Raw genomic sequence first — 21735 nt, forward strand, 5'->3', positions numbered from 1 at the left:
GGCGTACACCGGGCAACCGGGGCCCCACCGTGGTGGTGACGGCCCCTACGGTGGCGCACCCACCTATCCCGGCGAGCAGTACCGGCCGGTCGAGGCGGCACCGGCGTACGGCGGGCAGCCGTACCGGCCCGACGACCGCCCGTACGGCGCGGATCCCGGGCCGCCGCCCCCGGTCCGCTCCGGCCGAAGGCCGCTGATCTCGGTGCTCGCCGTCATCCTGCTGCTGGTGGTGGCCGGCGGTGGCGCGTTCTGGTTCTTCAGCGGTCGCGACGCCTCCACACCGACGGCCGCACCGACCGGTTCGGCCCCGGCCGCGACCGGTGAGCCGAGCGTGGACGTGACCGAACCGGTGCCGAGCGCGGCGGCTCCGGAGTCGTCGGCCGACCCGAGGTTCGCGAAGGTCGGCCAGTGCGTCCGCAACGACGGCGCGGCCGGCGGCAAGCCCAAGCTGTTGATCAGCGGCTGCGCGCCGAAGTCGTACGAGGTGCTGAGCCGGGTCGACGGCTCGACGAGTGGCGAGCGTGACGCCGAAGCCAAGTGCGCCAAGGTCGAGGGCTACACCAACTGGTACTTCTTCGACAGCGACCTGGACACCCTCGACTTCGTCCTCTGCCTCAAGCAGCGCTGAGCTCACCCACCCCTGGGGATGACATGACGACCTACGGTCCACCGGGTTCCGGGCAGCCGGACGACCCGTACCAGCGCCCGCCGACCGGCTCCGACGGCCCGCCACCGGTGGACCCGACCCTGCCCCAGTGGGGTCCGCCGCCGGGTCAGCCTCCGCAGTCGGCTGCTCCGCCGGGTCAGCCTCCGCAGTGGGGTGCCCCGCCGTCCGGCGACGACCCGACCCGGCAGCAGTGGGCTCCGCCGCCGCCTGGCGCGGAGCCGCCGACCGCGCCGCTGTGGGGTCCGCCGCCGACCTCGGGGCCGGGCTACCCACCGCCACCGGGACCGTTCCCGCCGGCCGGGCCGACGCCGGGTCCGTTTCCACCGGCCGGGCCGGGACCGTATCCGCCGGCCGGGCCGATGCCGGGGCAGCCGGGGGGCCCGTGGGGTCCGCCGATGCCCGGCGGGTACGGCGCACCGCCCGCGCCGCCGACGCCGAGGACCGGCCGCAAGGTAGCCCTGATCATCGCCCTGGTGGTGCTGCTCCTGCTCTGCCCGTGCCTCGGTCTGGCGGGTTGGGCGATCTGGAGAGCCGCCGACGGCGACGGTGGCGCCGCGTCCGCCCCGTCGGCGAGTGCGAGTGCGCCGGTCCTTCCGCCCGCCCTGCCCAGCGACGCGCCGAGCCCGAGTGCGGACGAGGACGAGGACGAGTTCGCCAAGGGTGACTGCGTGGTGAACGACGGCACCGAGGACGACGCGGAGCTGCGCAAGGTGCCCTGCGCTCCGGGTGCCTACCAGGTTCTGCTGCGGATTCCGGCGACCACCGACGGGGACCGGTGCGAGACGCTCGCGCCGCAGGCCACCGCGAACTACGTGCACGACAACTCGATCGACCTGTTCGACTACGTGCTCTGCCTGAAGAAGCAGTAACCGGTAGCCAAAACTAGGGCTGTCTAGCGTGGACGCTAGACAGCCCTAGTTTGTTGTCGACGAATCCCGACACGCCGGTAGCCCCATCTATCCATGTCTAGTCCCCGAGCTAGATGGCCCGATACTGTGCGATGCGTGGATCCGGTCCGCAACCCGTACGCACCGGGCGCCGGCCAGCGCCCGCCCGAACTCGCCGGGCGGGGGCGGGAACTGGACGTCTTCGACATCGTGCTGGAGCGCATCGCCCGCGGGCGCCCCGAGCGTAGCCTGATGCTCACCGGCCTGCGCGGCGTCGGCAAGACCGTCCTGCTGAACACCCTCCGGTCGCAGGCGATCAACCGGCTCTGGGGCAGCGGCAAGATCGAGGCCCGACCGGACCAGTCGCTGCGCCGCCCGGTCGCCGCGGCACTGCACATGGCCGTCCGGGAACTCGCCCCCCGACACCGCGCGCCGGACCGCATCGACGCGTTCCTCGGCGTCCTCAAGGCGTTCGCCCAGCGGTCGGCCCCGACCGGTCGGGCCGGCGCGTCCCCGAAACTACGGGACCGGTGGCAGCCTGGCATCGACGTGCCCGCCGCCAGCGGCCGGGCCGACTCCGGCGACATCGAGATCGACCTGGTCGAGCTGCTCAGCGACGCCGCAGCCGTGGCCAGCGACGTGGGCACCGGCATCGCCATCTTCATCGACGAGATGCAGGACCTCGGCCCGGAGGACGTGTCGGCGCTCTGCGCCGCCTGCCACGAGCTGTCCCAGCTCGGCGCGCCGCTCATCGTCGTCGGCGCCGGCCTGCCGCACCTGCCGGCCGTGCTGAGCGCCGCCAAGTCGTACTCCGAACGGTTGTTCCGCTACCAACGCATCGACCGGCTCGACCGGATCGCCGCCGACCAGGCGCTCTGCGCGCCGGCCGATCGGGAGGACGTGGAGTACGAGCAGAAGGCGCTCGACCTGCTCTACGAGAAGTCCGGCGGCTACCCGTACTTCGTCCAGGCGTACGGCAAGGCGACCTGGGACCATGCGCCGCGCTCCCCGATCACGGCAGCCGACGTGCGGGTCGCCGCACCGGAGGCGGAGGCAGAGCTGGCGGTCGGGTTCTTCGGTTCGCGGTTCGAGCGGGCCACCCCCGCCGAACGCGAGTACATGCGGGCGATGGCCACGATGTCTCTGGTGGAGGCCGAATCCGGGGGCGCGGTCCGCGACGACATGGACGCCGCGGTGCCGACGGCGGAGATCGCCCGAGCCCTCGGCCGCAAGCCGGCGAGCCTCTCCCCGGCCCGGGACGCCCTGATCAAGAAGGGGCTGATCTACTCCGGCGAGCGGGGCACGGTGGCGTTCACCGTCCCGCACTTCGGCCGGTACCTGCGCACCCAGCCGGCCTGACCGAGCCGCGCCCGATTCCGGGACCAGCCCGATCAGACCCGGGACCAGGGGGCGGGGAAGAGCACCTCGCCGCGTGGCGGCGGCCCGTCCTCGCTGGTCGACGGCGGCAGCACCAGCGCCTGCCAGGGCTCACCGAGGCCGGCCCACGGACTGGTCAGCCCGAGGTCGCTGGCCGGCCCGAAGCCGAACCGGCGGTAGAAGGCCGGATCGCCGAGGACCACAACCAGACGCTCACCCAGCTCGGTGGCAGCGTCCAGAGCGGCCTGCACGACCGCCGTACCGTGCCCGACGCGCTGTCGGTGCGGCGCCACCGCCACCGGGCCGAACGCCAACGCCTGCGCGGCGGGACCCCGCTCCGGCCGCACCCGTACCCGGCTGAGCAGCGCGTACCCGACCACCTCACCGCCGTACTCGGCGATCATCGCCAGCTCCGGCAGCCAGGCGTCGGTGTCGCGCAACTCGTCGACCAGGAACACCTCCGGCGGCGTCGTCACGTCCGGGCGGGCGAACGCCGCAGCGAGTACCCGACGTACCGGGCCGGCGTCAGCCGGATCCTCGGGTCGTAGCCGCAGCGTGGTCACCCGCGCGACGTTACCCGCCACGGCCCGTCCATCAGCGATGGTCGCTCGAATCGGCGTGGCGACGTGCACGGTCACCAATCCGGATCCGGCGGTTGACGGGGTAGCAAACGCCCCGACGGGGTATGACTGATCCATGACGCCCGTACGCTCCCTCGCCCGCGCCATGTTGAGCGGCATCTTCGTGGTGCAGGGGTATCGCAACTTCCGTAACCCCAGCCGGCTCGTGGTGGCGGCCAAACCGGTGACCGACAAGGTCGCACCGATCCTGCAGAGGGCTCACCCGAGCTTTCCCACCGACACCGAGACGATGATCCGGATGAACGCGGCAGTGCAGGTCAGCGCCGGGCTGATGCTGGCCACCAACCGGTTCAGCCGACCCGCCGCGCTGGTCCTCGCCAGCACGCTGGTGCCGGTGACCATCGCCGGGCATCCCTTCTGGAAGAACGACGACCCCACCACCAAGAACAACAACGAGATCCACACGCTGAAGAACCTGGGCCTCCTCGGCGGTCTGCTGCTCGCCGCGGCGGACACCGGAGGCAAGCCGGGTCTGCGGTGGCGCACGGGTCATCGCATCGGCCACTCTCGACGTTCCATGCAACGTGCCGTCCGCACGGCCCGGCGGGAGGCCCGGATCGCCGTCCGGTCCGCCGCCACCGCACGCCGCCTCCCCGGCTGACCTGCGTCGATCCCCCTCGGTGCCACCCCCGCCCCTCGCTAAGGCCACGAATTACCTGAACCACCCGGTAGGCGTTAACGCGGTGGAAATGTCAAAAACATGTGTGGGATCGGACACGGTCGCATAACGCGGGAGGCACTGACGTGAGGCGCCGTTCTAGGCTCCGTGCAGGACCTGGACGGGTAGGACGACCTTGGTACGGGGGTGGCCACGCCATGCCGACGGCTGTCGGTAGACGGGCGGACCGCCTCGCCCCAATCCAACGCATGACGCGCGGGATCGATCGCAGGAAAGTCGTACGTGGCGCCATCGTGGCTGCCGTCGCCTACGCCGCATGGCTCGCCATCGGCACCTTCGGGCGTCCGTACAACTTCTTCGACATGAAGATCTACCACGGCGCGGTGGTGTGGTGGGCGAGCGGTCACGAGCTCTACGAGTTCATCGCGCCCGGCACCACACTCGGGTTCACCTACCCTCCGTTCGCCGGGCTGGTCATGCTGCCGATGGCGCAGCTGCCGATCGGCGCGGCCGGCATGGTCAACGCCCTCGGGAGCATCGCCGCGCTGGCCCTGGTGCTGGCCGGGCTGCTGCGGCCCATCGTGGACCGGCTGGGCTGGCCACTGTGGTTCACCGTGGCCGTGGCGGTGCCACTCGCGGTCGCCATCGAGCCGGGCCGGGAGACCCTCGGCTACGGCCAGGTCAACATCCTGCTCTTCGCGTTGATCATGGCTGATCTGATCGGGCTGCGCTGGCGTTCCCGCCGGGGTACCCACTACGCCGCGACGGACGGCCCTCTGCTGCGCTTCATCTACGGCGGCGCCTGGGCGGGTGCCGGCATCGGTCTCGCCACCGCGGTCAAGCTCACCCCGGCGCTGTTCATCGCCTACCTGCTGATCACCCGCCAGTGGCGGGTGGCGGCCACCGCCATCGGCACCACGATCGGCGTGACCCTGGGGACGTTCGCGATCGTCGGCGACGAGTCGCGGACGTACTTCGGCAGCGTGCTCTGGCAGACCGAGCGGGTCGGCGCGGCGGACATGACGCCGAACCAGTCGCTCGCCGGTCTGCTGGCCCGGCTGTACGACTCGATCGAGACCCCGGGGCTGCTCTGGTTCACCTTCTCGGTGCTGATCCTGGCGCTCGGCCTGTCCCGGGCCGCCAGTTCCCGCGCCGACGGTGACGAGCTGACCGCGTTCACCCTGGTCGGCCTCACCGCCAACGTGATCAGCCCGATCTCCTGGACGCACCACCTGGTCTGGGTCATCCCCGCGATCATCGTGCTGGCCGACGCCGCCGTACGCCGCCGCGAGGCGAGCCGAGGGGTGGCGCAGCGGGTCGGTCAGGGCCCGGCGTTCGGTGGGTTCCCCGGCCTCAACGGTCTCCGACCGCCGATCTGGTATCCCACGCTGACCGGGCTCCGGCACGGCGTCGCCGCGATTGGCCTCTACCTGCTGTTCCTGATCTCACCGATCTGGCCGTACGAGCACCAGCTACCCGAGATGTCGCACTACCAGGACGGTCTGTTCGGCGCGCTGATGGAGAACTCGCTGGCGCTGGCGCTGATCGTGCTGGTCGCCGCGCTGCCGTGGCGGCCGGGTGCCGAGCCGGCGTTCTACGGCGACCGGCTCGCCCGTGCCGTGGCGGTCAACGGCCGCCGCTGACCGGTCAGGGGCAGTTGACCCATTCCTCGGTGCCGTCGGCGAAGACCTGCCGCTTCCAGATCGGCAGCCGGGCCTTGGCCTCGTCGACGAGCCGCGCGCACGCGACGAAGGCCGCCGCACGGTGCGCCGTGCTCACCGCCGCGACCAGCGCCACGTCACCGATGGCCAGCGGCCCCACCCGGTGCGAGACCGCCACCGCGTAGACGTCGGGGTCGGCCGCGATCTCGGCGGCCACCTCGCGCAGCACCTGCACGGCGCTCGGGTGCCCCTCGTACTCCAGACTCACGACGGGACGGCCGTGGTCGTGGTCGCGGACCACGCCCTGGAAGGAGACCACCGCGCCGGCCCTGCGGTCGGCGACCGCCGCCTCATGCGCGGCGAGGTCGAGCGGCTGGTCGGTGACCTCGCTGATGGTGATGGCCGGCGCGATCACGACGCCCGCTCCCCGGGCAGCAACGGCAGCGGAACGATCGGCACCCGGTCACCCGGCGCACCGCTGGTGCCCGGCCGGATGACGGCGAACCCGTCCGCTCCGGCGAGCCCGCGCAGCATCGCCGAGCCGACGTGCCGCACCGGGTGCGCCGTGCCGGCGGCCCGGTCCACCCGGACCAGCGCGAGATGGGTGTGGTTACCGCGACCGGGCACCGCCTCGGCCAGGGTGACCTGCGGCAGCACCGGCATCGGACGACCCTGGAGTCCGGCGAGCAGCGGAGCAACCAGCGACACCAACGCGACGATCGCGGACTGCGGGTTACCCGGCAGCCCGGCCACGAACCGGACCCGCCCGTCGTGACCGACCAGGCGGGCCAGCAGCATCGGGAAGCCCGGCCGGACCGCCACCGTGTTGACCACGTAGTCGGCGCCGAGCGCCTCCAACGTCGGGTGCAGGTGGTCGACCGGGCCGTGCATCGTGCCGCCGGTGGTGCAGACCAGGTCGGCGGTGGCCAGCGCGGCGCGTACGGCCGCCACGTGCGCGGGCAGCGTGTCCGCCACCGGGCCGACCACGTCGGACGGACGCACCTGACAGCCGTACCGGCGCAGCCACGCCGGCACCGCCGGGCCCAGCGCGTCCCGGACCCGACCGGCGGCGGGCGGCCCCGCGGTGAGCAGCTCGTCGCCGAACACCAGCAGCGCGGCGCGCGGCGCGCGCCGGACCCGCAGCGTGTCGTGCCCACAGGAGGCGGCCAGGCCGATCACCGCCGGGTCGACCGGCGTGCCGACCGGCACCAGCTCCTCATCGGCGTACGCCTCCTCGCCCGGCTGCCGCCACTCCGGCGTCGGTCGGGGCGTGCCGCGAACCAGGCCGTCCGTGATGGTCGACTCCTCCACCCGGAGTACGGCGGTGGCGCCCTCGGGCACCATGGCACCGGTCGCGATCTCGACGGTCGTGTTGTCGTCGGTGAGCGGGGCGGGGGTGTTTCCGGCCAGCACCCGACCGACGACCCGCCACGGACCGTCCCCGCGCACCGCCCAGCCGTCCACGCTGGAGGTGGGGAAGGCGGGCAGGTCGGTGCGGGTGGCCAACGGCTCCGCCAGGGTCGACCCGTCGGTGTCGGCGAGCGATCGGGCGACCACCGGCAGCGCGGCCGCCAGGCCTACGGCGTACACCCGGGACCGCGCCTCCTCCCACCCGGCCGGCGGGGGTGCGGCGACCTGATCCGCGGTTGGTGCCGTTTCCGTGCTCACCGGTCGAGCCTATCGGGACGCGCCATCCCCTGCCGGTGCCTGCCGCGGACCGGTCAGTGGTCGCCGCCGCGAAGCGGTCAGTGCCCGCCGCCGCGAAGCGGTCAGTGGTCGCCGCCGCGAAGCTGGTCGACGGTGTGGCCGAGGATCGGTCCGAGTACGGCCAACCCGTCGCGCGCGCCCCCCGTCGAGCCGGGCAGGTTGACCACCAGCATCCGGCCGGCCACCCCGGCCAGCCCTCGGGACAGCACCGAGGTGGGCACCCGGTCACGGCTGTGGGCGCGGATGGCCTCGGCGATGCCGGGGATCTCGTAGTCGAGCAGACCCCGGGTGACGTCCGGCGTCCGGTCCGACGGGGTCACCCCGGTGCCGCCGCTGGTCACCACCACGTCGACGCCGTCGGCGAGGGCTGCCCGGATGGCCGCGCCGACCGGTTCACCGTCGGGCACCACCACCGGCTCGTCGACCTCGCAGCCCAGCTCACGCAGGCCGGCGACGAGCAGCGGCCCGCTGGTGTCGGCGTAGACGCCGGCCGACGCCCGGTTGGACGCGACGACGACCCGGGCGCGGATCACGGGCGGTCCTCCGGTCGGACCCACTCGCCGGTCTTGCCACCCTCCTTGCGCAGCACCCGGACGGCCTCCACGGAGGCCGCCGGGTCGACCGCCTTGACCATGTCGATCAGGGCGAGACCGGCGACGGCGACCGCGGTGAGCGCCTCCATCTCGACCCCCGTCCGGTCCGCCGTGCGGGCGGTGGCCGTGATCTCGACCGTGTCGGCGGTCAGCAGCAGGTCGACGGTGACGCCGTGCAGGGCGATCGGGTGGCAGAGCGGAATCAGATCCGGGGTGCGCTTGGCACCCATGATCCCGGCCAGCCGGCCCACCGCCAGCGCGTCACCCTTCGGCAACCCGTCACGGTGCAGCAGGTCGATGACCTCGGACGTGGTGCGCAGACGGCCGGCCGCGACGGCCGTCCGGCCGCTCACCGGCTTGGCGGAGACATCGACCATGCGGGCCGCGCCGGCGCGGTCGACGTGGCTGAGCTGGGCGGATTCGGTCACGGCCGTGAGCCTATCGGTGCGGCACGACCGACGGGTGTTTCGGAAGGAGCGGCGCCCGGCCCCCAACCGCGCCGGGTGCTGACGGCGCGATGCTGCTCCGGGTGCCGCTCCTCCCTCACCACCACCCGCTGCCGAAGTCACTGGGGGACCTCGCGGCGGGCGTGTGTCGACGACCCGGTTCTGCCCGTGGGCAGAACCTCCCCCGTTCGCCGATACGGCGCAGAAGCTAGCGGACCCGGCGATAAGAAATCGATAAGCTCTGTCCGGGCAGGTCAGCGTCCCGGGTCAACCGCACGACCCAGTAGGTCCCGAGCCTTGTCCACGTGACCGGCCGCCAGCGCTTCGCGACCCGCGCTCCAGTCGAACTCGAAGCAGAAAACGTCGATCAGCTCGGGGCGCACGCGAGCCGATAGCCGTTCCGCTGCCGCACGATGACCGCTCGACCGGATGGGAAAGCCTCGAAGGTTCGGCGCAGATTGGCGGCATAGCTCAGCACATTCGCAACCGCTGATCGCGGTGGGCGATCAGCCCATAACTCGTCGACGAGATCGTCCACCGCCACCAGCCGGCCCGGCTGTACTGCGAGGATCGCCTGCTGTTTGGGTGTGCCAAGGCGCAACATGCGGGTAGGCAGTCGCACCGAAAGACCCCCAGAACCTGAATCTCCACCCGCCCCCTGCTCCACCCGTCCCCACTTCGACCGTCGCCGGTATTCAGCCGATCACCCAACGAAGTCTAGGTCCGGCTGCGGTGATACGCGTTCCTGCACCAAGCGACGATCGTCGACGGGCCGCAGAATGATGCGAGGAGCCCCTCCGATTGCCGGCCCTGACCACAACGCCGCAGCCGCACGTTGCACCACTACCTGCCGCAACGCAACTGCCCACACGTTGTCACCGCCGCCGACCAACGCCGCGAACCTGCGCCAACTCTGGCCAACCCGCCCTTACGCCTGGCCAAACTCGGGATGAGACAACTCCAGAAGGGCGGCCAGACTCAGCGAATAGCACTTCCGCGGACCGGATAAGGTCCGCACTTGCGCACCCCGCCTCGGATCCGGCACCGCAAACCTCAAGCGCACTCCGTTTAGTCGTGATGGACAGAACGTAATAAAGCCACTCCAACTTGGCTAATGTTGCGCATACCGACATATATTTCTTTTAAGCTGCCCTTCCTCCTCTTAAGCTGCCATTCATAGGAAGACCCGCCCACGGCGGTAGGTCATCGAATGGCACGGCGGAGGAGAGGAGCATTGCGATGCGCGGCAGCGAGTGGGATTGATCAGCTGGCAGGGGACGTGCACGAGTCCAGAACGGTAGGCTACGAGCACGGCGGAGGCAGTCCCTCGGGGGTGGTGTGACCCTTCCTCAGCGACGAGAGATTGAGACCGATCGGCGGCTACGGCTGCTCGTCGGTCTCGTCGTCGTTGTGGCGACTGTCATCACGGCCACGTCACTACCGGTCGCAGCGCACACCGCGATGACCGCCTCGCAGAACGATGTCGCGGTCCTCGTCGTGCTCACCGTGACGATCGCCCTCGGCACGCTGGTCAAGGCACGGGTGCGGATCCGATCCACCACCCACTCGATCAGCTGGACCGAAACCGCGATCATCATCGGTCTCGCCATCGCTCCGGCTCCGGTGGTGGTGCTCTGCACCGCGGTCGGCATCGCCTGCACCGCGCGCCGGGTGCCGCCGATCAAGCTGGCGTTCAGCGTGGGCAAGAACGTCATCGTGGCCTGGGGCGCCGGCATCACGCTGGCCATGACAACGTGGACCTGGCCCCCAGCGGGCTTCGTCGCACTGATCGTGCCACTGGGGCTGGCCTACCTGGTCGCTGCCCTCCTGGACGACATCCTCGCCATCCCCGTCATCGCGCTGGCATCCGGGACCAAGATCTCCAAACAGTTCCGGAGCAACCTCGACCTCCGGCTCGCCGGCTTCGCCGTACGGTTCATCGTGGCGGCCTGCACGCTGCTGATCCTCGACGCCAACCTCAAACTCCTGCTGGCCGTCCCGCCGCTCGTGCTCAGCCTGCACCTGGCCTACTCCACCAGAATCCGATCCAGGACCGAGCAGCAGGCGTGGCAGCGGCTCGCCCGCACCACCGACGCGCTCAATGTGGTCGACCTCGACGAGGTCCTCACCACCGCCGTCACCCAGGCCGCCGAGCTGTTCTCCGCCGACGAGGTCGAGATCGAGCTGCGCGACGGCACCAGGACCGTGCGCGGCGGCACCGGCGGCATCACCTTCGACGGGCCGACCGGCACACCCACCGACGTGGACGGCACCATCGTGCCCACGCCGCTGGAGGGTCACGACCGTTCCGTCGACGTCGGCGTGCTGCGGTTGCGTTTCCGAGGGCCCGTCCAGCTCTCCGAACGGGAGCAGTACACGCTGCGCACGTTCGCCTCCGCCCTCTGTACGGCGGTCCGCAACGCCCAGGCGTACGCCGAGCTGGCCCGGGTGGCCGACGAGCACGCGTACGCCGCCGCGCACGACGCGCTCACCAACCTGGCCAACCGCCGGCACCTGCTCGACCAGGGCACCGAGCAGTTGAGTGCCCGGCACGCCGAAGGGGTGACCGCGCTGGTGCTGATCGACCTCAACCACTTCAAGGAGGTCAACGACACCCTCGGGCACGCCGCCGGTGACCAGGTGCTGGTGCAGGTCGCCGACCGGCTGAGCAGGGCCGCCCAGCCCAGCGATCTGGTGGCGCGTCTCGGCGGCGACGAGTTCGCCGTACTCCTGCGCGGGCTGCCGGCCCCGGCGGTGGCCGCGCACCGGGCCGAGGCGCTGCTCGCCGCCCTGCACGAGCCGTTCGAGTTGGACGGCATGCGGATCAGCGTCGAAGCCAGCGGCGGGATCTCCGTCGCCCCGACCAGCGGCGGCATGGCCGAGCTGCTGCGCCGCGCCGACGTGGCGATGTACCAGGCGAAGCGTGCCGGCCTCCGGATCTCCACGTACGCCCCGACCCGGGACACCGCCGATCTGGGTCGACTCACCCTCGGCGGTGACCTGCCACGGGCGGTCGCGGACCACGAGTTCGTCGTCAACTTCCAACCGATCGTCGACCTGGGCACCGGCGAGGTGACCAGCGTCGAGGCGCTGGCCCGCTGGCACCACCCCACCCACGGCATGATCGACCCGCTGCGCTTCCTGGAGGCGGTGGAACGCTCCGGACTGCTGCCCGCCTTCGCCGAGGCGATCCTCGACCAGGCGCTGATCGCGGCGGGCAGTTGGCGCGACGCCGGCTTCGACGTACCGGTCGCCGTCAACGTGTCCCCGCGCAGTCTGCTCGACGCGCGCTTCCCGGGCTCGGTGCTGGCCCGCCTGCGCGCCCACGACCTCCCACCGGACCGGCTGGTGCTGGAGTTGACCGAGACCCTGACGCTCAGTCAGCTCGACGTGGTCGACCAGGTGCTGAGCCGGCTGCGCGAAGAGGGCGTCCGGCTGGCGTTGGACGACTTCGGCACCGGCTACTCCTCGCTCTCCCTGCTCTCCCGGATCCCCGTGCACGAGCTGAAGATCGACCGCAGCTTCGTCACCACGATGGAGAGCTCGGCGGAAGCCGCCGCGGTCATCCGTTCCACCCTCGACCTGGGCCGCAGCCTCGACCTGGTCGTGGTCGCCGAGGGGGTGGAGAGCGAGCCGCAGCGCCGCGCCCTCTGGGAGCTGGGCTGCGTCGCCGGCCAGGGGCACCTGTTCGCCCGGCCGATGCCGGCCGGCACCCTCCTCGCGGCCCTGCAACGCGGCTCGGGCGGCCGCCCGGGCGCCCTGGCCGCGCCGCTGCACGACGCCGGCGCGGTGATCCGGCTGAGCCAGACCCGCCGCCAGGGCGGCCGCACCCGTCTCCCGCACCTCCCGGCCTGACCGGGCACCGACCAGCTCATTGATCACTTCACGCTGAGCAGTTGTCGGGGGACCATTCCGACTACTGAGCATGATGTGATCAAGGGGAGCAGAAGCGAAGCCGGAGCAACCCGGTCTGCCAGACTGACGGCCGTGATCGCCGACGACCCCACCGACCGCCGTCGACGCTGGCACTGGCGGACCCTCGACACCGCCGCCGGCGGGCTCGCCCTCGACCTCGGCCTGTACGGCGTCTCGGCCATCTTCGCCGCGATCACCGCCGTCACCTCGACGCTACTGCCACACCGCGCCTGGGGCTCGGTCGCCGCCGTCGGTTACCTGGTCGCGACGCTGGCCGTGATCGTCCAGCTCCTGCTGCACCGCCGCAACCCGACCTCCCGACTGGCCGGCCTACCCGCCCGCTGGACGGTCACCGCCCTCACCTGGGGGAGCACCGCGCTGCTACCCGTCGTCTGGCAGAGCATCGAGCGCACCGCCGGGCGCACCGACCGGGCCCAGGAGGAGGTGCTGGTCGTGGAACACGCGGGCGCCCGCCTGGTGGAACACGGCACCCCGTACCTCGGCCCCGACGCCATCGCCGCCCTCCCGCCCGGCGAGCAACTGCTCGGGTACACCCCGTACCAGCCGGGCATGGCCCTGTTCGGCCTGCCCAGAGCCCTGATCGACACCTGGTGGACCGACGCCCGGGTCTGGTTCGCGGTGGGCACCGCACTGGCCCTCGCCCTCGCCGTGGCCGCCCTGCGCCGCACACCTTCCACCGCCGGCCCCGCCACTGCGAACCCCCGTCGCGACGCCGCGCTGCTCCGCGGCGTGCAGGCCGCCACCGTCCTGCCCATCTGCGCCCTCACGCTCGCCACCGGCGGCGACGACCTTCCCGTACTCGCGCTCTGTCTGCTGGCTCTCGCGCTCGCCGCCGCCGGCCGACCCGGCCGGGCCGGCCTCGCGGTCGGGCTGGCCGGCGCGCTGAAGCTGTTCGCCTGGCCGGTCGCCCTGGTCCTGATCGTCTGGGGTCTGACCCGGCGAGCCGGCACGCGCGTCGCCATCGGCGCGATCGGACTGCCCATCGCCGCACTGCTCCCGGCCCTGCTGGTCGACCGCGACGCCCTGACCGAGAACGTCCTCCGCTTCCCTCTCGGCCATGGCCTGGTGACCAGCCCCGCGCAGTCCCCGTTCCCCGGACACCTGATCGCCTCGGCGCTGCCCGCCGGCCGGCTCATCGCCGCCGCGTTGCTGGTCGCGGCCGGCGTGGCCATCGCCGTCCGGCTCGCCCGCCGACCGCCCCGCACCGCCGTCGCCGCCGCACTGATCTGCGGGTACGGACTGCTCGCCGCCATCGCCCTGATGCCCTCGACCCGCTTCGGCTACCTGCTGTACCCGCTGGCCCTGCTCACCTGGGTGCCCGCCCTGCACCGGCCGAGCGTCGCCACGCCCGCGGAGCTGTCCGGTCGGGCCAGTTCGGCGTAACTGTCCGGCGGAACCGCCCGCCAGGGCGTACACCTGGAGGCATGACCACCTACCGCGACCGCGCCGAGGCGGGCCAGGTGCTCGCCGAGCGACTCACCGCACTCATCGGCGAACCCGACGTCGTCGTCCTCGGCCTGGTCCGCGGTGGTGTGCCGGTCGCCCGGGTTGTCGCCGAACGGCTCGGCGCCCGGCTCGACGTGCTGGTGGTCCGCAAGCTCGGCATGCCGTGGGCCCCGGAGGTCGCCTTCGGCGCACTCGGCCCGGACGGCGTGCAGGTCCTCAACGACGCGGTGGCCAGCCGACTCAGCAGCGACGACATCACCGAGGTCAGCCACCGCGAACAGGCCGAGTTGGAACGCCGCGAACGTCTCTACCGCGCCGGCCGCCCCCCACTCGATCTCACCGGGCGGATCGCGGTCATCGTCGACGACGGCCTCGCCACCGGGGCCACCGCACGCGCCGCCGTGGAGGTCTCCCGCCAGCTCGGCGCCCGCCGCGTCGTGGTCGCGGTCCCGGTCGGCGCACAGGAGGCGTACGAGCTGCTGGCCGCCGAAGCCGACCAGGTCGTCTGCGCCCAACGCCCGGCCGACTTCGGCGCGGTCAGCGTCTACTACGACGACTTCCACGAGGTGTCCGACGAGGAGGTCACCGAGGCGCTCACAGCAACCGCATAGCTAGAGCGGGTACCGTCGGGCGATGAATAGTCTCACCTGTCCCAAGTGCCACGGAGAAATGCGTCAGTACGAGCGCAGCGGTGTCGTCATCGACCAGTGCGGGGAGTGCCGGGGCATCTTCCTGGATCGCGGCGAGCTGGAGAAGCTGTTCGAGGCGGAGGCCAACTGGAGCCGCCAGCAGGCCGGCGTACGGCCAGCCGCAGCACCAGGGCTACCACGGGCACTACCGGCGCAAGAAGAAGAAGGGCTTCCTCGACGAGATGTTCGGCTGAACCGGGCCCGACATCCCGCCCGGGTCGACCCGCGCGTCGGCCCGGGCACTTCGTTCGCCGCCAGCGGTTGGCGGGTACGGCAGTCCGTGCGAGGCTGCATCGCATGACGGCGATCCGGCCGGAGCACGCGTTGGCTCAGGCGTACGACGGAATCACCGCAGTGGTCCGCGACCTGGACGACGCGGCCCTGCAACGCGCCACCCGATGTCGAGGGTGGCTCGTCGCGGACCTGCTCCTGCACGTCCTCGGCGACGCCCAGCGCGCCCTGGTGACGCTGGCCAGCCCCGTCGACGGCCCTGCCGACGTGGACGACGTGAGCTACTGGCGCGACTTTCCCGGCACCGGTGACGAGGGCGACCGCCACGCCTGGTGGGTCCGCCGGTCGGCCGCCGCGTTCGACCGCCCGAGCGGGATCGTCCGACTCTGGACGGACACCGCCCCCGCCGCCGTCCGCGCCGCCGCGGCAGCCGACCCGGCCGGGCACGTGACCACGCAGGGCCACGTGCTGCGCGTACCGGACTTCCTGGCCACCCTGACCACCGAAGCCGTCGTGCACCATCTGGACCTCACGCCGGACCTGCCCGACGCGCCGCCGCCCGGCCCACTGGCGGTACGCGTCGCGGTGGCCACCATGGACGGCCTGCTGAGCGATGACACGGTCCGCCCCGCCGCGTGGGACGACCACGAGTTCCTCCTGAAGGCCACCGGGCGAATCCCGCTCACCGACCGGGACCGGCTGGAGCTGGGCGAGTCGGCGGGTTGGTTTCCGCTGCTCGGTTGACCGGCTGGTGCTCAGTCGCGACGGTCAGCCGATGGCCATGTCGACGAACCGGGACAGATGCAGCTGCGCGGCGACTGTCACCGTGTCGGTGGGGCCATTTCGATGCTTGGCAACAATGAAATCCGCCTCCCCCGCCCGGGGCGACTCCTTGTCGTAGTAGTCGTCGCGGTGCAGCAGGATGACAACGTCGGCGTCCTGCTCAATCGAGTTGTGTGTGGCGATGCCGTTGGCGATGAAGTTGTGCGTCCCGAGAACGGTCGCGTCGAACACCTCCTGCTCACCGATCGACACGATCGACACGATCGAGTCCCAGAAGATGTCGTTGGTCGCGTGCAGGTCCAGATCGGCAGCGTCGAGTACGCCGGCGATCGCTGCCAGCCGGGAGCGACTCGGCGCACACTTCCAGAGGGCGCTGCCGCAAAACTGGGTGCCGATTGCCTTCGCGAACTCGCGGTGAGTCATTCCCTGCTCGACTAGGATCTCCCGGACCCTGCCCCACACCTCGCGCGGCACCGTGTCGACGTTGGTGTTGCTCTCCGCCGATTCCAGAGCGGCAAGAAGTGCCGTACATCCCTCCGACCGCTGCCCGTAGACGCCGATCTCGCGGAGGAACCTCAACTGGTCGTCCCGACCGGAGATATCGAGGGTGTACTGCGGACGATGATTCACCACCGGTACAACCTTCAGCCGGGCAGTGATGCCATACCTCAGCAGCAGCCGGGATATGTCCTCAAGCATCCGTCGGCTCGTGGACGCGAAATAGACGCGCCCTCCGCAGCCTGACTTGTTGACGGTCACCGACCCGTCCGTGGCCCACAGGTGTCGCAGGAACGCGGTGATCTGCTCCTTGGGCAGACTGAAGAGAGGCGACGGAAGGAATTTCTCATGTGATCTGAGGCCGAAGAGTCCCAGGCCGTCCAGCCATTCCGCAATCGGGTTGCGCCGACCGCGAGCCAGTCGGTACGGAGCGGGCAGCCGGAGTGTGGTCACTCTCGCCGCTGTGTAATCGTCGCGGACGGCGGAGATCCCGAAATGCTTCGCCGCCTCCGTTACGGCCTGGAGGTTCAGCTCGTCGCAACTCGCGTACCGGATCGGCTGACGCCGCACGAAAGAACCGTCGCCGAGCAGGTGTGCCAACATGACGACCTCGGCGTCGGCCCACGGGCGGACGGCCATCGGGGGCGGCAGATGGCGAGGCGTAGCGATGCGATCCCCTGGTGAAAGCTCACCCAGAGGCACCCATCCGGTGAACGCGAGAAACGGGTGGTTGGCCGTCGCGTCAATCTGCTTGCCCGAGGCGAGGGTCAGGCGGAAGACCTCCCGAGTGCCACTGGGAAAGACATGGGTCATAGTGCGGGGGGTGTAGCGGAGACCCTCATCCAAGGCCCAGACCGGGATGTCCTTCGCCTTGTTGGTCAGCAGCTCACCGAGGGTGATTTCACTATTGTCGTCCGCTCGAATCAGCCGGGTCTCCGCCGTGAGGCAGCCAGACTCGCGCAGGTCGGACAGCTGGGGGCGCTTGTCGGTGCGCTGCTCGGGGCCACGGTTCAGCTGACTGACCGCGATCACCGGGCACTCCACCTCCTTGGCCAGCAGCTTCAGGCCACGGGACAGGTCCGCGACCTCCTGCTGCCGGCTCTCGGTGCGCTTCGGTGAGGTCATCAGCTGGAGATAGTCGACGACGATCATCTTGAGGTCGTGCCGCTGCTTGAGCCGGCGGGCCTTGGCCCGGATCTCCATCAGGTTCATGCTCGGGGTGTCGTCGACGAAGAGCGGCGCCTCGCTGATCTCGCCCATGCACCGGGCCAGCTTGGTCCAGTCGTCGTCGGAGAGCTGCCCGCTGCGCAGCACGTGCAGCGGCACGCGTGCCTCGGCCGAGAGCAGTCGCATGACGATCTCGACCTTGCTCATTTCGAGCGAGAAGATGGCCGCCGCCTGGTTGGCGCGAATCGCAGCATTTCGAGCGAAGTCCATGCTGGCCGTGCTGTTGTGAGTAGGAATCATCGACCGGCTCGCCAGGTAGAGATGCTCGGGGTTGTCCACCGTGACGCAGCGGACCGGCACGCTCGGCACCGGTCGAACATCGACGATGAACCGCGAAGTCGTCCGGACGTCCGACGCGGTACGGCGGCGGTCGGCGTGCGCATCCCGCTTCCGTTTGAGTCGAAAGATGACATCCGGCGTGGAGAAGTTCAACGTGTACGCGATGGACGACTCCGGGGTGCGACCACGCACCGCCTTCGCGTTGACGGTGCAGCGGTATCCGAGGCTGACAATGAGCTCGTGTACGTCTTCTGCCAACCGCTTCGAGGTCGACGTGTACTGGAGGTTGCCCGCAGGAGCGACAGTGCCATCGGTGTCCATCAACCCAGCCAGCAAAGCCCGACGTTGAGCCTCGGAGGCGCGCAGATAGACGCCTGGGATGTGCTTGTCCGCCGCCACCCCGGCCTGACGTAGCAGCGCGAGGAAGGATCCGTTCTGGCGGTGGCAGGCGGCACACTTCCTGGTTGCTGGATTCTCGCGCAACGCCCGGGTGGAAACGCCGCAGTCCACGCAGGCACCGTTCCCTTGAGCGGCGGGCCTGGGCAGCAACACAATGGTGTACACCATTGGCCCGCTGGGCCGAACGACAAAGCCGTCCGCCTCGACCTGCGTGACCATCTCCGGGTCTGCGGTGGTGAAGCGGCTGGCACCGGTGTGGCCATCACCGAGCCACGCCCCCAGCGTGTAGGGCGGTACCACCAAAGTCCGATCCGGAAGATGCAGGGGTGCGCTGTTGCGTACGGCGTGGTTGAGCCGTCGCTCGACGGTGTCAGTACGCAGCGTGGCCGCGATCTCAGCAGTAGTGACGAGACCGTCGTGGTCGACCCGACTATCGGCGTTGACCTCCCGCTCGGTTCGTGCGAGGAGGGAGGTCAGAAGAGGGCCGGCCGGATACCCGGGCGCAGTCCAGTTCTGCGTCCTGCCGTTCCGGACGATGGGACGGCTGATCCGGCCGACCGACCCGACCTCACGGGCAACGGTGTGCAGGACATGCCGGAACTCCGGCCCGACCTGCTCGATCTCGTCGAAGAGCGTGATCGGCTGGTTTCTCGCGGCGCCGAGCCTCTTGTCTGCCGCACGTACGCTGGCCAGCGACGACTCGGGCCAGCGTCGCCTTTGCCGCGCCGGCCCCTGGCGTCGACTGGCACGGCTGGTCGTCTTCCACAGGTGGTCCGCGTCGGCAACGATGACGGTGCCGTCGGAGAACTCCACCTCGTAACATGGCCGGTCGTGCATCACGTCGAAGGCGTGTGTGACCGTGGTGGGGCTGCCGTCCGCCGCCAATAGTTGATCGCCTACTTGGATCTCACCCATGGTGGTCCAGCCATCCGGCGTCGGCAGCGGGGTGTCGAGCGCCAGCGCCTTTCCCAAACCGGGCCTGCCGGCCACAATGATCAACTGCCCTGCGTGCAGGCCGTTGAGCAGCCGGTCCAGGTCGCTGAAGCCGGTCGGGACGCCGGTCATGACGCCGCCCTGCGCGCCCACCGCCTCAATCTCGTCCAGCGTCGGCTGCAACATGTCGGCCAGGACCGCGAAGTCCTCGCTGACCCGCCGTTCGGTGACGTCGTAGACGGCCTGCTGGGCGAGGTCCACGATGTCGTCGACATCGCGGCTGCCACCATTGGCGGTGCCGTAGCCCAGCTGCACGATCTTGGTGCCGGCCTCGACCAATCGACGCAGCACCGCCCGCTCGCTGACGATCCGCGCGTAGTAGGCGGCGTTGGCCGCCGTGGGCACGCTGGCGATGAGGGTGTGCAGGTAGGGGGCGCCGCCGATGCGGGCCAGATCGCCCGAGTCGGTCAGGGCTGCGGCCACGGTGATCGGGTCGGCCGGCTCACCCCGGCCGTAGATGTCCAGGATGGTGTCGAAGATGGTGGCGTGCACCGGCCGGTAGAAGTCGTTGGTCTTGAGGATCTCGACGACGTCGGCGATGGCGTCCTTGGAGAGCAGCATGCCGCCGAGGACGCACTGCTCGGCGGCGACATCCTGGGGCGGGGTCTTGTCGAACTGGCCGTCCCGCTGCGCGGGCGGCTGGCCGCCGCTGGACCGTGACTCCGCCCGCATGTCATCGGTGACCGACACCGGGCCCCCCTCCACTGCGTCGGATCCGGACCCAGCTCTACCGCCGGGGTACGACACTTCTCTTCCGACCAGGCCGGTCGATCGGGGGTCATCGCACCGGCGGTCGAGGGCCAACCATACGGACCACGAGGTCAGCCACTCAACAAGGCCGGTGGACGAGCCTCGGGACAACCTGTGGACGCCGGTGGACGAGCATGTGCGCAGCGTGTGCACAGGGTGTGGATAACCGCTGGGGAATTCTCGGCCGCACGCCGCTGACCTGCGGCTTCGTGGTCCCCAGCCTGTGGAGGAGAATATTTCGGTCGGGCCGGACGCCCGATCGTCCCGTACTATCTCCAGCGAACGGCTACACCTGGACAGCGGATTACGCTTTCGGTTCAGAAGGGTCACAATCCGGCCGTGAGTTACCGGGACTGGGGACGCGGGGAGGGCAGCCCGCGCGAGGGCCAGCCGACCGCCTCGTGGGGTGAGCGCACGCCGTCCCTTCCGGTCGACCCGTACGACGAGGACGGTCGCTACCGCACCTCCAGTCGGCGGCGCGCGTTGGATCGGGGGCAGGACGAGCCGGTCGACGCCTATCTGCCGAGGTGGGCGCTCGAGTCGGGGGTTCGGCACGCCGACGGCGGTGGCCGGCACGCGGCACCCGATGACGACGAGGATGCGGCCGCACCGGAGCGCCCGAGTTCCGGAGCTGGCTGGCGGCGCGCCGAGACGACGGGCACGCGGCGGCAGGTCAGCGAGACCAGTTGGCGGGAGCGACCGGCGATCGGTGCCGCGCCGGAATCGGACCACACCCGGGAGTGGACGCTCGACCGTCCGCAGGAGCAGGGGTACGCCGGCCGCCGGCGCGCCGACGCGGCGGAGGAGGAACCGGTCTCGGGAGCGGTCTCGGACAGTCGCCCCCGTCGTGCGCCCGCTGGTCGTCCTCAGGTGATCTGGTCCGGTGGTGATCTGGAGGCGGCACCCGCCGATGAGACGCCTCGTCGGGATGCGAGCCGGCGCACTCGACGCAGCCGTCGTGCGGCGGAAGAGTCCTGGGCCCGCCCGGTCGATCCGTGGGAGCGCGGGTCGGAGCGGGCGGCGGAGCCCGAGCCGTCGTACGCGCCGGCGGTTGACCCGTGGGACGCGTCGGGCGTGCACGCGTGGCCGTCGATCGCGGACGCGGACAGCACGGAGCTGAGCGGGCAGTGGGCACAGGTGGAGGGTGTCGGGGGTTGGGAGCGGTCCGACCGCACCGGGCAGTGGGAGCGGTCCGCGGTCGCGGACGACCAGTGGGATCGGACGGTCCCGCCGCGCGCCGACCGGCAGGTGGCGGCGGAGGGTTGGCCCAGTCGGGACGACGGCTTCTGGTCCGGTACGCGGCTGGCCGGGGACGATCCGCGCTGGATGGATCCACCGACGTCGGCGCCACGGTCGCCGGTGGTGGGCTACACCGCTCCGCGTCCTCGCACCGCACCCGTGCAGCGGGACGGGGGCACCCGACGTCGGGCGGTCCCGTCTCCGGTCGGAACGGCGTCGGTGCGCCGACGCGTGGAGTCGGTGGCCACGGGTGGTTGGGCTCGGCGCCTGGAGGACGACCTTCTCGACCCGGATCCGGGTGGATCGTTCCGGCCGTTGCTGTACACCGCCGCCTGTTACCTGGTGCCGGCCGTCCTGATCTTCGTCTGGCTGTTGACTCTGGACGGTCAGGCACCGGCCGGCTGTGTCACCGACATCAGTGGGGGCGGGTGTGATTCGCCTCGGTCGCGGGCATTGGAGTCGCTGCTCGCGGGCTCGCCGCGCTTCGGGCTGGCGCTGGTGAGCAGTCTGGTGGTGGCGGCGCTGCTGCGTCGGGTCGGCACGACGTGGCGTTCGGCGACCATCGCTCTTGCCGCCGCGGTCGTGGGTGGTGGCCTCTCCACCGTGCTGATCAGCGCGGTGACCGGGCAGCCGATCGGTTGACCGGGCGCGGGCCGGCGCACGAAAC

General features: G+C 71.0%; 16 protein-coding genes and 2 pseudogenes. 11 read left to right on the forward strand and 7 right to left on the reverse strand.

Annotated features, from left to right (window positions below; genetic code table 11):
• Positions 1–145: 145 nt before the first annotated feature.
• From F8271_RS00760 to F8271_RS00770, 3 genes and pseudogenes are all read left to right on the forward strand, one after another.
• Positions 146–628, forward strand: a pseudogene (locus F8271_RS00760) (hypothetical protein); the annotation flags it as partial.
• Between the two features lie 497 nt (positions 629–1125).
• The gene (locus tag F8271_RS34050; protein ID WP_151487728.1) at positions 1126–1536 is read left to right on the forward strand and encodes a hypothetical protein; all 411 of its coding nucleotides are present in this window, start codon (positions 1126–1128) and stop codon (positions 1534–1536) included.
• 135 nt (positions 1537–1671) lie between these two features.
• Positions 1672–2913, forward strand: coding sequence for an ATP-binding protein (locus F8271_RS00770; protein WP_151487650.1), 1242 nt, complete (start codon positions 1672–1674; stop codon positions 2911–2913).
• Between the two features lie 32 nt (positions 2914–2945).
• Here the strand turns inward: F8271_RS00770 and F8271_RS00775 are convergent, their stop codons facing one another.
• Positions 2946–3494: a GNAT family N-acetyltransferase gene (locus tag F8271_RS00775; RefSeq protein WP_151487729.1), complete on the reverse strand. Its 549-nt coding sequence runs from the start codon at positions 3492–3494 to the stop codon at positions 2946–2948.
• Between the two features lie 133 nt (positions 3495–3627).
• On the opposite strand from F8271_RS00775, the gene F8271_RS00780 reads away from it, so the two are divergent.
• On the forward strand, positions 3628–4173 hold the full coding sequence (locus F8271_RS00780; RefSeq protein ID WP_151487651.1) for a DoxX family protein: 546 nt from the start codon (positions 3628–3630) through the stop codon (positions 4171–4173).
• Between the two features lie 215 nt (positions 4174–4388).
• A complete protein-coding gene (locus tag F8271_RS00785; protein WP_151487652.1) occupies positions 4389–5834 on the forward strand; it encodes a glycosyltransferase 87 family protein in 1446 nt (481 codons plus the stop codon).
• Between the two features lie 4 nt (positions 5835–5838).
• Here F8271_RS00785 and F8271_RS00790 read toward each other — a convergent pair whose 3' ends face one another.
• The 5 genes from F8271_RS00790 to F8271_RS00810 all read right to left on the reverse strand — a co-directional run bounded on the left by F8271_RS00790 (position 5839) and on the right by F8271_RS00810 (position 9202).
• Positions 5839–6267: a molybdenum cofactor biosynthesis protein MoaE gene (locus F8271_RS00790; RefSeq protein WP_151487653.1), complete on the reverse strand. Its 429-nt coding sequence runs from the start codon at positions 6265–6267 to the stop codon at positions 5839–5841.
• Positions 6264–7520, reverse strand: coding sequence for a molybdopterin molybdotransferase MoeA (locus F8271_RS00795; RefSeq protein WP_151487654.1), 1257 nt, complete (start codon positions 7518–7520; stop codon positions 6264–6266). Before F8271_RS00795 ends, F8271_RS00790 begins: the two co-directional genes overlap by 4 nt.
• Positions 7521–7621: 101 nt before the next feature.
• Positions 7622–8092, reverse strand: coding sequence for a molybdenum cofactor biosynthesis protein B (locus F8271_RS00800; protein WP_151487655.1), 471 nt, complete (start codon positions 8090–8092; stop codon positions 7622–7624).
• Positions 8089–8580 (reverse strand): cyclic pyranopterin monophosphate synthase MoaC, encoded by a 492-nt coding sequence (moaC, locus tag F8271_RS00805; RefSeq protein ID WP_151487656.1) that lies wholly within the window; start codon positions 8578–8580, stop codon positions 8089–8091. Before moaC ends, F8271_RS00800 begins: the two co-directional genes overlap by 4 nt.
• 385 nt (positions 8581–8965) lie before the next feature.
• Complete coding sequence (locus F8271_RS00810) at positions 8966–9202, reverse strand: winged helix-turn-helix domain-containing protein (protein WP_151487657.1); 237 nt, start codon at positions 9200–9202, stop codon at positions 8966–8968.
• 734 nt (positions 9203–9936) lie between these two features.
• Between F8271_RS00810 and F8271_RS00815 the strand changes: the two genes are divergently transcribed.
• From F8271_RS00815 to F8271_RS00835, 5 genes and pseudogenes are all read left to right on the forward strand, one after another.
• Complete coding sequence (locus F8271_RS00815; RefSeq protein ID WP_370461835.1) at positions 9937–12453, forward strand: putative bifunctional diguanylate cyclase/phosphodiesterase; 2517 nt, start codon at positions 9937–9939, stop codon at positions 12451–12453.
• Between the two features lie 132 nt (positions 12454–12585).
• Positions 12586–13917 (forward strand): glycosyltransferase family 87 protein, encoded by a 1332-nt coding sequence (locus F8271_RS00820; protein ID WP_151487659.1) that lies wholly within the window; start codon positions 12586–12588, stop codon positions 13915–13917.
• Between the two features lie 41 nt (positions 13918–13958).
• The gene (locus F8271_RS00825) at positions 13959–14591 is read left to right on the forward strand and encodes a phosphoribosyltransferase (RefSeq protein WP_151487660.1); all 633 of its coding nucleotides are present in this window, start codon (positions 13959–13961) and stop codon (positions 14589–14591) included.
• Between the two features lie 22 nt (positions 14592–14613).
• Positions 14614–14863 (forward strand): annotated as a pseudogene (locus F8271_RS00830) (zf-TFIIB domain-containing protein).
• Positions 14864–14966: 103 nt separating this feature from the next.
• Positions 14967–15644 (forward strand): maleylpyruvate isomerase N-terminal domain-containing protein, encoded by a 678-nt coding sequence (locus F8271_RS00835; protein WP_151487661.1) that lies wholly within the window; start codon positions 14967–14969, stop codon positions 15642–15644.
• 24 nt (positions 15645–15668) lie between these two features.
• On the opposite strand, the gene F8271_RS00840 is transcribed toward F8271_RS00835, so the two are convergent.
• Positions 15669–19751 (reverse strand): replicative DNA helicase, encoded by a 4083-nt coding sequence (locus F8271_RS00840; protein ID WP_370461838.1) that lies wholly within the window; start codon positions 19749–19751, stop codon positions 15669–15671.
• A 417-nt stretch (positions 19752–20168) separates the two neighbouring features.
• Here F8271_RS00840 and F8271_RS32105 point away from each other — a divergent pair, with 417 nt between their 5' ends.
• The gene (locus F8271_RS32105) at positions 20169–21710 is read left to right on the forward strand and encodes a hypothetical protein (RefSeq protein ID WP_192580094.1); all 1542 of its coding nucleotides are present in this window, start codon (positions 20169–20171) and stop codon (positions 21708–21710) included.
• The last annotated feature ends 25 nt before the right edge of the window (positions 21711–21735 follow it).

Origin of the sequence: Micromonospora sp. ALFpr18c, assembly GCF_008868155.1 — a bacterium.
GTDB lineage: Bacteria > Actinomycetota > Actinomycetes > Mycobacteriales > Micromonosporaceae > Micromonospora.